This window comes from Micromonospora sp. ALFpr18c, from assembly GCF_008868155.1.
Lineage (GTDB): Bacteria > Actinomycetota > Actinomycetes > Mycobacteriales > Micromonosporaceae > Micromonospora.
On the sequence record NZ_WBKR01000186.1, the window covers coordinates 1 to 12,620 of the forward strand.

Annotated in this window: 8 protein-coding genes and 1 pseudogene; 2 read left to right on the plus strand and 7 right to left on the minus strand. The window is 69.5% G+C overall.

Annotated features, from left to right (window positions below; genetic code table 11):
• Window positions 1–98: 98 nt before the first annotated feature.
• The 3 genes and pseudogenes from F8271_RS25320 to F8271_RS25330 form a co-directional block, all read right to left on the minus strand.
• A pseudogene (locus tag F8271_RS25320) lies at window positions 99–548 on the minus strand (cellulose-binding domain-containing protein); the annotation flags it as partial.
• Window positions 549–860: 312 nt separating this feature from the next.
• Window positions 861–3,860, minus strand: coding sequence for a glycoside hydrolase N-terminal domain-containing protein (locus tag F8271_RS25325; RefSeq protein WP_151492332.1), 3,000 nt, complete (start codon window positions 3,858–3,860; stop codon window positions 861–863).
• A gap of 371 nt (window positions 3,861–4,231) precedes the next feature.
• Window positions 4,232–5,833, minus strand: coding sequence for a Na+/H+ antiporter (locus tag F8271_RS25330; RefSeq protein ID WP_151492333.1), 1,602 nt, complete (start codon window positions 5,831–5,833; stop codon window positions 4,232–4,234).
• Window positions 5,834–6,054: 221 nt separating this feature from the next.
• Here F8271_RS25330 and F8271_RS25335 point away from each other — a divergent pair, with 221 nt between their 5' ends.
• Entirely contained in the window at window positions 6,055–7,668 is a 1,614-nt protein-coding gene (locus F8271_RS25335; RefSeq protein WP_151492334.1) for a cyclic nucleotide-binding domain-containing thioredoxin-disulfide reductase, read from the plus strand.
• Window positions 7,669–7,740: 72 nt separating this feature from the next.
• On the opposite strand, the gene F8271_RS25340 is transcribed toward F8271_RS25335, so the two are convergent.
• Entirely contained in the window at window positions 7,741–8,433 is a 693-nt protein-coding gene (locus F8271_RS25340) for a type 1 glutamine amidotransferase domain-containing protein (protein ID WP_151492335.1), read from the minus strand.
• Between the two features lie 85 nt (window positions 8,434–8,518).
• Window positions 8,519–8,953, minus strand: coding sequence for a VOC family protein (locus F8271_RS25345; protein ID WP_151492336.1), 435 nt, complete (start codon window positions 8,951–8,953; stop codon window positions 8,519–8,521).
• Between the two features lie 220 nt (window positions 8,954–9,173).
• Here F8271_RS25345 and F8271_RS25350 point away from each other — a divergent pair, with 220 nt between their 5' ends.
• Window positions 9,174–10,475: a squalene monooxygenase gene (locus F8271_RS25350; protein WP_151492337.1), complete on the plus strand. Its 1,302-nt coding sequence runs from the start codon at window positions 9,174–9,176 to the stop codon at window positions 10,473–10,475.
• A gap of 479 nt (window positions 10,476–10,954) precedes the next feature.
• Here F8271_RS25350 and F8271_RS25355 read toward each other — a convergent pair whose 3' ends face one another.
• Window positions 10,955–11,557, minus strand: a complete 603-nt coding sequence (locus F8271_RS25355; RefSeq protein ID WP_151492338.1) for a bifunctional 2-polyprenyl-6-hydroxyphenol methylase/3-demethylubiquinol 3-O-methyltransferase UbiG — start codon at window positions 11,555–11,557, stop codon at window positions 10,955–10,957.
• Window positions 11,558–11,667: 110 nt separating this feature from the next.
• The coding region (locus F8271_RS25360) for an endo-1,4-beta-xylanase (protein ID WP_192580448.1) at window positions 11,668–12,620 on the minus strand (953 nt) is incomplete at its 5' end.

Consider the following 12,620-nt stretch of genomic DNA (forward strand, 5'->3'; position numbering starts at 1 on the left):
GTGATGTCCGCCGACCACCCCGCCCCCGAACGGGCCGGCGGACATCACGGTGAACAGCGCGACCAGGTACCAGACGGTCGATGGGTTCGGAGCCGCGCAGTCGATCTGGGGTTCGGCGTGGTGGGTGCCGTGCCGCCGGTGCAGGTCACGCCGTTGAGCGCGAAGCTGGTCGGCGCGGGGTTGCTGCCGGTCCACGAGCCGTTGAAGCCGAACGAGGCCGTGCCGTTGGTCGTGATGGCCCCGTTGTAACCGACGTTCCTGGCCGTGACCGCGGCACCGCTCTGGGTCACCGTCGCGTTCCACGCCTGCGTGACGGCCTGTCCGGCGTCATAGGACCAGGTCAGCGCCCAACTGCTGACCGGCTCGCCGAGATTGGTGACGGTGACGTTGGCGCCGAAGCCACCCTGCCACTGCGACGACACGCCGTAGTCCACCGAACAGCCGGCGGCCGCGGCACCTGCCGGCACCGCAGCCGCGACCGCGGTGGAGGCCAGCAGGACGGCGCCGGCCGACACCATCGCGGCCTTGGCCACTCTGGGTTTCTTCATGGGAGCACTCTCCTGGGTTCGGGGTGACGCGAACCGGCGTACGCCCGAAACCGCGCGGGAGGACGTGACCGACCCGCTGCCGAGCGACGCCGCTGTTAGCGCTAACAGGCATGGCCCTGGCACACCTGTAGCGGTATTCCGAGTTGCCCGAGCGGCACACCGGGCTCCCACGGTGCGCCAACCTCTGCATCATAGACTCTTGTGGATGGGTACGCCGCTCGTCAAGACGTGGCGTCGCTGTTTCGAGAGCGTCGCCGCAGGCTCTCGGCGTTCACGCCGAGAGCCTGCGGGCGGCGATCGCGATCACCGCTGTCAGGCGCCGATCGCGATCGCGAAGATGTGCATGGTCGGCACGCCGGACGCCGGCCGTGCGCTGATGTTCGGCAGCTCGACCCGGACCACCGCCTTGTTCTGCAACGTCACCCCGACGTAGTAGATGCAGGCGGCGGTGGCCTGACGCTGGTTGCCCGGCCGGTTCTGGTAGGCGGTCACGATGGCCGCGGTGCCGCCGGCGTGTGGTCCCCCGTACCAGTCGGGCGTGCTCAGCGTGAAGGTCTGGCGGGTGCCGTCGGCGTACACCACCGTCGCGGTTCCCGACACGGCGCCGTAGGTGCCGGTCGCGAGGATGCCGAGCGTCCGTCCCGTCCCGGTCACGCCGATGGACTGCCCCGAGGCGATGGCGTTGTCGGCGACGCCGGGGCTGACGTTGGGCCAGCGGAAGGTGACCCCGTTGCGGCTCACCGTGCTGCCCGGGGTGACCCCGGCCTGCGCCAGGGCCTGCACGGAGAGACTGGCCCCGTTGCCGTCGAAGTTCCCGACGCCGGTGTTGGTGTCGTTGGAGATGCCCGCGTTGGTGAAGCTCTGCTCCAGCGTCGGTGTGGTGGTGCCCGAACTGGTGGCCCGATAGGTACGCCCGGCCAGCACGGTCACCTCGACGAGGTCGCTCTCGATGCGGGTGGTCCGGGCCGACGTGCCGTCCGCGGTGTCGACGACGGTGTAGGCGCCGGTGAAGAGCCGACCCCGCAGGCGGACGGTGCCGGCGCGGTCCGGGCGGAGGAGCACCTCGGTGGCCTGCCCACTGCTCCAGGTGACGCTGACCGTGTGCCCACCCCGGCCGCGCAGTCCGGTCACCCGCCCACTCGGCCAGGCCGTCGGCAGTGCGGGCAGGATGTGCAGTTCACCGGCGTGGCTCTGCAGCAGCATCTCCGCGACGCCGGCGGTGGCGCCGAAGTTGCCGTCGATCTGGAACGGCGGGTGCAGGTCGAACATGTTGGGCGCGAGCCGCGCGGGTGTGGCGAGGTAGCGAATCAGGTCGTGGGCCCGGTTGCCCTCCTCCATCCGCGCCCAGAAGTTGATTTTCCAGGCCAGCGACCAGCCCGTACCGTCGTCACCCCGCAGCTGCAGCGTCCGGCGCGCGGCCTCGAACAGCTGCGGGGTGCCGCGCTTGGTGATCTGGTTGCTGGGGGCGAGCCCGTACAAATGCGAGATGTGCCGGTGGTACTGCTCGGTCTCCACCCAGTCGTAGAGCCACTCCTGGATGTTGCCGCGCGAGCCGATCTTCATCGGCGGGAGCCGGTCCCGGGTGGCCCGCACCTGAGCACGGAAGGTGGCGTCCACGTCGAGGATCTCACTCGCCCGCGCACACCCGTCGAACTGGTCCCGCAGGATCTGGTTGTCCATGGTGGGGCCGGCGCACACGCTGGCGTTCGCGTGGTGACCGAGCTCCGGCGAGTTCGACGGGTTGGTCACCAGGTAGCCGAGGGTCGGCTCGGTCACCAGCGTGTTGAGGAAGAACTGCGCCGCACCCTTCATCGCCGGGTAGTTGGCCCGCAGGAACTCGATGTCGCCGGTGAACAGGTAGTGGTCCCAGATCAGGGTGCTCAGCCAGGCGCCGCCGGTCTGCCACATGCCCCAGAACGCGCCGTCCACCACGGAGGTGGCCCGCCACGCGTCGGTGTTGTGGTGGGTGACCCAGCCACCCGCCGCGCCGTACTGCACCTGGGCGGTGCGGACGCCGCTGACCGCTAGGTCCCTGACCATGTCGAAGACCGGGGCGTGACACTCCGACAGGTTCGTCGTGTTGGCCAGCCAGTAGTTCATCGGCAGGTTGGCGTTGATCGTGTACTTCGAGTCCCACGACGGGGTCAACGAGTCGTTCCAGATGCCCTGGAGGTTGGCCGGCTGGGTGCCGGGCCGTGACGACGAGATCAGCAGGTACCGGCCGAACTGGAACAGCAGCGCCGAGAACTGTGGGTCGTTGACGCTGTTGTGCTGGGCGATCCGGACGTCGGTCGGCTGGTCGGCGGCGGAGGTGCGACCCAGATCGAGGCTGACCCGACCGAACAGCGCCTGGTAGTCGGTCACGTGTCGGCTGCGCAGCTGGTCGTAGCTGCTGGCCCGGGCGGCCGTGAGGCGCTGTCGCGCGATGCCCTGGTAGTCGCCGCCGACGGTGCGGTAGTTGACGTAGCTGGAGCCGATGGAGATCAGCAGGGTCACGCTGGTGGCGTTGGTGACCCGCAGGGTGCCGCCGGAGCTGGACACGGTGCCGCCGCTGATGGTGGCGTTGGCCAACGCGAGGAAGCGGACCGAACCGTTGACACCCTCCTGGTTGCCGGAGACACCGTCCAGCGAGATCGTGCTCCCGTCCGGACTCGCGACCGATGTCCGCTGCGGGCTGTCGAAGGTGGCGGTGAACGTGATCGAGCCCGTCCGGTCGGCGGTCAGCCGCATCGCGATGACCTGATCCGGCGCGCTCGCGAACACCTCGCGCTGGTATCGGACACCATTCATCACGTACGTCACCGAGGTGGTCGCGGTGGTCAGGTCCAGCTGCCGGCTGTACTGCGAGGCGGCACCCGACGTGGGGAAGGTCAACCGGAGGTTGCCGACGGTCTGGTAGGCCAGCTGCCCCACCGGGTTGCCGAGCATGGTCTGGTTGATGAGGTCCTGAGCCTGGGTCCACTGGTTCGCGAAGACCAACCGCCGGATTTCCGCCAGGGCGCCCGCACCTCTGGTGTTGCTCGGCTCGTGCGGCCCGCCGGCCCAGACGGTGTCCTCATTGAGCTGTAGTCGCTCCGTGTCGACGTTGCCGAACACCATGGCCCCGAGCCGGCCGTTGCCGATCGGTAGCGCGCGGAGCCAGTCGGTGCCGGCCGACTCGTCGTACCAGAGCGCCAGGTCGCCGGCGGCCAACACCTGCGGAGGTGCCGTCGAGTCACCTCGGGCCACCGCGCTCCACGGCAGCGGCAGCAGGGCGCCGCCCGCGCCGGCCGCGCCCATCTTCAGAGCCTGCCGTCGGGTCAGGTCGGACATCGATCCTCCAAACGGTGGCCGATCCGACCACCCCGAAGCGCGACACGTGTGCGGGCCTGCCAACCACGACGTCCCCCGGTAGCCATGAGCGACCATCAGGCAGTCAGACGTCTGATGTGTTTCGGGAAGGTTACATCGACGCCGCTGGATAGGCAATGGCCGATTTACCGAGACCTGCGCCGCCGCCGGAGGCCCTGACCAGGAGATCCAGGTCGCGGCGCGCAGCCCGCCGGGCGGTTCGGCAAGGATCGCGCCAGAGTGGACGTCAATCAGAGCCGCAGCCACCTGCGCATACATCGGATGTCGCCGCCGAAGGGCGCGGTGAGCCGGTCACATCCGCGGGCTGCGGTGACCACACCCGGGTCGACGGCCTAGCTCGCGCGGGTGTCGTTGTCGCGTCGCTGGATCATGTGGACCTGCTCGAGGTCGAGGCCGTCCTGGACGCGCCGGAGCACCTCGTCGTCGATCTCACCCTGGTCACGCATCCGGACGACAGTGTCGTGGCGGTGGTCGATGACCGCCAGGTGAAGGTTGGCGTACTGCTGCTCGTAGTCGGCCGCGGCCTCGTCGGGACCGGAGTCGGCGTCGCCGTCGCGCAGCACGCGCAGGCGGCGGTCGTACTCCGTCCGCAACTGCTTCTTCACATCGTCGCTCGTGCCCAGGCCCGCGGCCATCTCCGGCAGGGACTTGAGCGCGTGGTCCATCGAGGTGATCTCGGCCCGCCGGCGTTCCTGCTCCGCCTCGCCGTCGGCGCCCAGCCCGGCCCACCGCGTCACCCGAGGCATGAGCGGCGCCTGGAGCAACAGGGTCGCCGCGATCACGACGGCCGTGACGAAGACGATCAGGTCCCGGTCCGGGAACTCCGCCCCGGACGGCAGAGCATGGGGTACGGCCAGCGCCGCCGCCATCGACACCGCACCGCGGAACCCGGCCGCCGACATGAGCGCCCGTGGGCGGCCGCTCAGCCGTCGTTCACGCTGCTGTGGGCGGCGGTCGATCGCCCGGATCAGGTACGGACTGGTGAACAGCCAGCCGAACCGCACCGCCACGATGACCGCGCAGACCACGACCGCGACCAGCATCCCGTGGGCCAGCTCGGTGTTGTCCAACCCACGTACGGCCGACTGGGCTTCCAGCCCCACCAGCACGAACAGCGCCGTGTTGGCCAGCGTGGTCACGAAGCCCATCACGGTCTGGACGTACCGGCGGGCGTTGCCGGGGAACAGGCGCGGCGAGACCCGGCCCACCCAGAGTCCGCTGACCACGGCCGCGAGGACGCCGGACACCTCGGCTGCCTCGGCGATCAGGTAGGCGGTCAGCGGCGTCATCAACGCGAGGAGGTTGTGCTGGAACGGATCGGTCAGCCGGCGGCGGATCTGCAGGACGAGGAACGTGACCGCCAGACCGGCCGCGACGCCGCCCAGGTACGACAGCGCGAACAGCCCGGCGACCCGACCCGCGCTCAGATGTTCCTCGCCGAGCGTGATCCCGACCGCGAGCGTGTAGATCACCAGCGCCGTACCGTCGTTGACCAGGCTCTCCGCCCGCAACATGGTCGCGATACGACGGGGCAGCATCCGGCCCAGGACCCCGACCGCCGTGGCATCGGTCGGAGCCACCGCGGCGCCCAGCACCCACGCCGGCCCCCAGTCGAGCCCCAGTGCGTGCGCCGCCGCCGCCACGCCGGCGGCGGTCGCGACCACGAGGAAGGTGCTCAGCAGCACGATGACCCGGAGATTTCTCCGGATCTCCCGCAACGACGAGGTGAACGCCTCCCAGTAGAGCAACACCGGGAGGAACACCAGGAGGACCGCCTCGGGTGGCAGGTGCACCCCGCGCAGCGCGGGCGCGAACCCGAGCAGGACACCGGCGAGCAGGAGCAGCACCGGTGGGGCGATCCGGAGACGACGGGCCGCGCCCGTCCCCACCAGGATGGCGACACCCACCGCGACAACCAAGGCGATACTGGACACCGGATTCCTCTGTCCCTCGAAGCGGGCAGAAAGGTTACACCGCACGGCAGTGCCCGTCGCACCGAGCGTGGCCTCTCCGGCTCGACAACGATGGCGAGGCTCACTGGACAGCCACATGGCGATCTCTGTACTCGCTGCTCGGCGAGGTGAGCCCGCACTCCGGCGCGACGTCGCCCACGCGAATCCACTGGTGGTCAAGTGAGTGGCCCTACCGTTCGCGCATGAGCACCGGAGACGTCGACGGCCCCGCCCTCGACGAGGAGCAGTTCGACCGCCTCGCGGGCTACGGCACCGAGGAGGACGTCCATCAGGGGCAGGACCTGTACGCGGCGGGCGACAGCTCCTACGACTTCTTCCTGCTCCGTACCGCGACCGCGGAGGTCGTCCGCGAGGCGACGGCGCTCGACCCCGAGCGCCTGATCTACCGGCGGGTACCGGGTGAGTTCCTCGGCGAACTGAGCCTCCTCACCGGGCAGCAGGTCTTCCTCACGGCCCGCGTCGTCGAGGCCGGCACGGTCGTCCGGATCACCGCCCCGGTGCTGCGCCGCGTGCTCGCCGAGCAGGTCGACATCGCCGATGTCCTGATTGAGACGTTCCGAGCCCGACGCGAACTCATGCGCGGGGCGGCCGGCAACGCCCTGGAGATCGTCGGCCGGCCGGACGCCGCGGATTCGCTGAGGCTGCGAACGTACGCGACCCAGATGCTCCTGCCGCACGCCTGGCTCGACGCGGCCTCGCTGTCCGGCCGGGCCCTCATGCGGGCGGTCGGGGTCGACGCGGACGACCTGCCCGTCGCGGTCACCGACGGCCGGGTGCTGCGCCGTGCCACCCCCGGAACGGTCGCGGAGGCGCTCGGCCTGACCTTTGTCGCCTCGGCCGACAACCCAGACCTGGTCGTGGTCGGCGCCGGACCGGCCGGCCTCGCCGCGGCGGTCTACGGCGCCTCCGAGGGGCTCGTCACCGTGCTGCTGGACGGCACCGGCCTCGGCGGCCAGGCGGCCAAGAGCGCGCGGATCGAGAACTACCTCGGGTTCCCCCAGGGGATCAGCGGCGAGCAGCTGGCCCGGCTGGCGATGATCCAGGCGCTGAAGTTCGGCGTCCAGATCTACGCGCCCTGCGCGGTGGTCGGCCTCGACGTGTCCGACGACGAACGGCCCGTCGTGGAGCTGGAGGACGGCACCCGGATCGAGGCGTCCGCGGTCATCGCCGCCACCGGCGCGCGTTACCGGCGGCTCGACATCGCGCGCTGGGCGGAGTTCGAGCAGAGCGGCTGCATCCGGTACGCCGCGACCGAACTGGACCTGCGTGGGTACGAGTCACAGCCGGTGGCGGTCGTGGGCGGCGCCAACTCGGCGGGGCAGGCGGCGCTCTCCCTGGCCGCACGCGGCTGCACGGTGCATCTGGTGGTGCGCTCCGGCGACCTCGGGGCGAAGATGTCGGCGTACCTGACCGACCGGATCCAGGCCCACCCGCGGATCCAGGTCCACACCCGCAGCACATTGCGTGAGCTGCACGGGGACGACACCCTCGCGGCGATCGTCGTCGACGACGAGGGCACGTCGACGAAACTGGACTGCCGGGGGCTGTTCTGCTTCATCGGCGCGGACCCGGAGTCCGGCTGGTTGACGGGCATCGCCCTGGACGAGAACGGTTTCGTCCTCACCGACAGCCGGCTGCCGCCCGGTACGCGCGAGGCGCCACTGCCGTTCCAGACCAGCGCTCCCCGCGTCTTCGCGGTCGGCGACATCCGCGCGGGCTCCACCAAGCGCGTCGCCACCGCGGTCGGTGAGGGCGCGGGTGCGGTCTCCGCGGTCCACACCGCCCGGGCCAGCTGAGCTCGGTACCGGTGGTGCGGTGACCCGTCGGGCGGGCCCTCGCGAGGGCCCGCCCGACGGAGGCGACCGGGGTCAGCCGGCGGTGCGGCCGACCAGGGAGATCAGCTCGTCTGCGGCCGGCCCGGAGGAGGCCGGGTTCTGACCGGTGACGAGCAGCCCGTCGGTCACCACGTGCGGCTCGAAGTTGCCCGCCTTGGAGAACTGCGCCCCCTTGGCGATCAGCTCGTCCTCGACGAGGAAGGGCACGACCTTGGTCAGGCCCATGTACTCCTCCTCGCTGTCGGTGAACCCGGTGACCCGCTTCCCGGCGACCAGCGGCTGACCGTCGGGGGTCACGCAGTGCCGCAGCGCGCCCGGCGCGTGGCACACCAGCGCGGTCGGCTTGCCCGCCGCGACGAACTGCTCGATCAGTTTGATCGAATTCTCGTCCTCGGCGAGGTCCCACAGGGGGCCGTGGCCGCCCGGGTAGAAGACGGTGTCGAAGTCGCCGACCGACACCGAGTCCAGCCGTAGCGTGTTGTCGAGCTGCCGTTCCGCCTCGGCGTCCGCACCGAAGCGGCGGGTCTGATCCGTCTGGAAGTCCGGTTCGTTGCTCTTCGGGTCCAGGGGTGGCCGCCCACCCTCGGGCGACGCGAGCGTCACGTCCCATCCGGCGTCCCGGAACCGGTAATAGGGCGCGGCCAGCTCCTCGAGCCAGAAACCGGTCTTCCGGCCGGTGTCACCCAGCTGGTCGTGCGAGGTCAACACCATCAGAACCTTGGTCATGTCCACTCCTCAGATCAGCAGTCCCAGTCGTACGTGCCCTGGTTCACGACGAACATTCCATGTCGCCGCTCGTCGGTCGGCCGGGTCAGACGCCGACCGCGACGACCTCCAGCTGAATGTTGTCGATGTCCCGGAAGATGACCGTCGAGTAGGGGAACGGATCCTTCACGGTCTGGATACCGGAGTGCGCGACGCCCAGGCTGTCCAGCCAGGCCGCCCAGGCCTCGAGCCCCTCACGCGTCTCGACATTGAGGGAGAAATGGTCGAGGCCGGTGCGGGCCTCGTTGAACTCCTCGCCCTGATTGCCCTCGTTGTGGTGCAGACCGATGGCGAACCCACTACGCGGTTCGATGACCAACTCGGCGTACCCGGTCCACTCGCGACCGTAGTGCGGAAGCTTTCCGTCCGCGAGCGTCGCGTTGAAGACCTTCTGGTACCAGGCGATGCTCGCCTCAAGGTTGCGAACGGTGAAAGCGACGTGGTGCACGCCGCTGAACGAGGGCGGGCCGGTGTCGGTCATGAGAGCTCCCTGCGCCTACGTCATGAACGCTTGCACTGAGGATTTATATGCAGTTTTGGTTTACGGATAGTGGATGCCGACTGGATCAGCCACAAGAAGCACCCGCCAAATCGGACCAATGACGATTTGACGGGTAGGCAGGTCCGTGTTTCGGTTTTCGGCCACGCTAGCGTCGAGCCGACGACAATCGAGGACGGGAACCAGAATTCGCATGGGAACAATGGGCAACGGGCGGGCCGTGGTAATCGGCGCCTCGCTGGCAGGCTTGCTGGCCGCACGGGCGCTGCACGAGTCCTTCGAAGAGGTGGTCGTGCTCGATCGCGACACGTTGCCGCAGCAGCCCGAGCCACGACGCGGCGTGCCGCAGAGCAGCCACGTGCACGGGCTGCTCACGCGTGGCAGCCAGGAGATGGAGCGGCTGTTCGACGGGTTCGGCGCGGAACTGGCCGGGCTCGGAGCCCCCACCTTCGACGTGCAGGACGACATGCGGTGGTGGTTGGGCGGCCGGCCGCTGGCCAAGGGCGTGTCCGGCATGACCGCGCTGGCCGCGAGCCGTCCGCTACTCGAGTTCGTGATCCGGCGCCGGGTGCAGGGGCTGGCCAATGTGGTGGTCCGGCCCGAGCACACGGTCGACGACCTGCTCTGCACGGCGCAGGGTGATCGCGTCGTCGGCGTGACAGCGACCGCCGCCGGTCAGCGGGTCTCCGTCGACGACGCCGATCTGGTGGTGGACGCCAGCGGGCGTGGCTCACGCAGCCGCCACATGCTGACGGCACTCGGCTTTCCGCAGGTCGAGGAGGAGCGCATCGAGGTGCCGACGGTGTACGTGACGCGCCGCTATCGCCGCGAGCCGCACCATCTCGACGGCCGGGCCGGCGCCTCGGTCAACGCCTACCCGGGCAACGTGCACGGCGGATTCGTCCTCGCCCAGGAGAACGACACCTGGATCGTCAGCATCAGCGACCGATTCGGCGGTGTGCCGCCGACCGACGACGACGGCATGCTGGCGTTCGCCGAGACGCTCGACAGCCCGGACGTCGCCACCATCATGCGCACCGCCGAGCCGATCGGCGATCCGGTGAAGATGCGATACCCGGCCAGCACCCGGCTGCGCTACGACCGGATCGACCAATTCCCGGCCGGGTACCTCGTCACCGGCGACGCGATGTGCTCATTCAACCCGATCTACGGCCAGGGGATGACCGTGGCCGCCCTGGAGGCGGGCATCCTCCGACGGCTGCTCAAGGATGGGACCACCGATCTGGCCAGCCGGTTCTTCGCTGCGGCGGCCGCGGTCATCGACGTGCCGTGGGCGGCGGTCGCCGCCAACGACCTGCGCCTCCCGAAGGCGGTGGGAGACCGGTCCATGCTCGACCAGCGGCGCGGCGCCTACCTGGAACGCCTCCGCCGGGCTGCGACCGAGGACCCGGTGCTGGCCACCGCGTTCCTCCGTGTCACCCATCTCATGGACCCTCCGTCGGCACTCTTCGCACCGGAGATCGCCGATCGCGTCCCGGCCTGAGAGCCGCCCGGGGTCGTCGCCACGGCGGTCACCCCGGGCACGCCCCTCAACGCGTGCCGTCTGAAGCCGAGGCTGCCTCTCTCGCTCGGCCGACGCCTCCCGAGCGCTTGAGCAGGATGGCTCCACCGGCGATGAAGACGATGCCAAGGACCACACCGACGAGGTTGCCCTGCGGCAGACTGGCGAGAATCCCAGAATGCCCACGACGATCGCTACCACGCCGAGGATTCGCATCACGTAGCCACCGACGGATCTCGCTCGTTCATTCGTCATGGTGATTCCTGTTGCCCGACGAGCAGGTCGGACAAACGGCGGATCGTCGGCGGGCATCGCACGTGTTCGGTCGGCAGACCTTCTGCCCCGGCCGTCTGGGGTCCGGCCCGCCAGGCCACCGGCTCGCTGATGTAGGGCCCATTGCCAGACGATCGACAGGCTCTCGGTGCCTGGCTCAGAACGGCACGCAGGCTCGCCGGGTCACCTCACTGTTCGGTTGCGGTCGCCGCGATGACGGCGTGCGGCCGATGGGTGCCATCGAAGGGTCGTTGCATCCGGTCCACCTCCGCGAAGCCGGCGCGCACCAGTCGCGCCGAGAACTCGTCGACGGGCCAGCGGTAGGCGGTCGTGACCTTGTGGTCGAACGCGGCGAACTCGTCACCGTCGAAGAAGCCGATCACCAGAGTCCCGCCTGGGGCCATCGCCCGGCGGAACTCGGTGAGTACGTCGTCGAGATGCCGCGGCGGAAGATGGATCAACGAGTACCAGGCCAGGATGCCGGCGATGGAGTGATCGGCAACGTCGAGCCGCTCGATCGACCCGAGGTGGTACCTGCCGCCCGGATGGGTCGCCCGCGCGTGGGCGATGAACTCGGGGACCATGTCGATTCCCGATGCGTCCACGCCCAGGGAACGAAGGTGCTCGGTGATGTGACCAGGCCCGCAACCCAGGTCGAGCACCGCTCCAGGGCCACCCGCCAGGTGCCGCTCGATGAAGGCGAGGTCGTCGACGTGTACCTGCTGACTGGTGCCGAACAGCTCGATGTAGAGCTGCGCGACGGAGGAGTACGCCTGTCGGACCCGTTCCATCGCACGACTATATGAGAGGTTGGCGGAGGCCTCGGTGCGGCGCGGAGTGCCGCGCACGGCGCCGACGGTGGCGCGGACGACCCCGTCCGCGCCACCGCGGTGCTGGGCAGCTACCCGATGCGGATCAGCTGCCACTGCTGGTTGTTGCCACCCCAGTCGGTGTACTGGACGATGTTTCCCCCGTCGGCGGTGGACGCGCCCTGCACCTCGACGGCCTTGCCGCTGTTGCGGTTGATCACCCGCAGGTAGCCACCGGCGGATTCGGCGAGCCGGAACTGCTGGTTCGTGCCGTTGCCGTCGCTCCACTGCACGATCGCGGCGGCGTCAGAGGTGGAGAAGTTGTAGACGTCGAGCACCTTGCCGGAGTTCCGCGACTTCAGTCGGTAGTAGCCACCCCCCGAGTCCACGAACTGCCACTGCTGCCACGCCCCGTCGTTGCGGGACCACTGGGTGATCCGGGCGCCGTCGTTCGTCGCCCGGTTGTACACGTCCAGCGCCTTGCCACTGTTGCGGTTCACCAGCACGTACCAGGCGCTGGTGTCCACCGGGGAGCCCGGTGGCGGCGTGGTCGGGTTGGAGCCCGCGTTGAGGGCGTTGAGGACGGAGGTGTACGCCGCCTTCTTGTTGCCCGACCGATCGAACAGCAGCGCGTCGTCGCTGCCACGCCAGGAGTCGCTGTCCCGCACGCCCCACACGGTGATGCCGGTGCAGCGCGAGACGGCCAGGCAGGCCCGGGTGACCGTGCCGTAGATATTGGCCTGGTTGCCGCCGGTCATCACGTCCAGCTCGGTGATCTGCACGTCGACACCAAGATCGGCGAAACGCTGCAGGTTCGCCTGGTAGTCACCGGGAATCGTGGTGCCCAGGTGCGACTGGAAGCCGACGCAGTCGATCGGCACGCCACGAGACTTAAAGTCCCGCACCATGTTGTAGATACCGGTCGACTTCGCGTTGATGCCATCGGTGTTGTAGTCGTTGTAACACAACTTCGCACCCGGATCCGCGCCCCGCGCGGCCCGGAACGCCGCCTCGATCCAGTCATTGCCGGTGCGCTGCAGGTTCG

What these genes read in the sequence shown, in the direction of transcription:
- F8271_RS25325 (WP_151492332.1), bottom strand. Translation starts at nt 3,860, where the DNA reads ATGTCCGACCTGACCCGACGGCAGGCTCTGAAGATGGGCGCGGCCGGC.
- F8271_RS25335 (WP_151492334.1), top strand. Translation starts at nt 6,055, where the DNA reads ATGAGCACCGGAGACGTCGACGGCCCCGCCCTCGACGAGGAGCAGTTC.
- F8271_RS25340 (WP_151492335.1), bottom strand. Translation starts at nt 8,433, where the DNA reads ATGACCAAGGTTCTGATGGTGTTGACCTCGCACGACCAGCTGGGTGAC.
- F8271_RS25345 (WP_151492336.1), bottom strand. Translation starts at nt 8,953, where the DNA reads ATGACCGACACCGGCCCGCCCTCGTTCAGCGGCGTGCACCACGTCGCT.
- F8271_RS25350 (WP_151492337.1), top strand. Translation starts at nt 9,174, where the DNA reads ATGGGCAACGGGCGGGCCGTGGTAATCGGCGCCTCGCTGGCAGGCTTG.
- F8271_RS25355 (WP_151492338.1), bottom strand. Translation starts at nt 11,557, where the DNA reads ATGGAACGGGTCCGACAGGCGTACTCCTCCGTCGCGCAGCTCTACATC.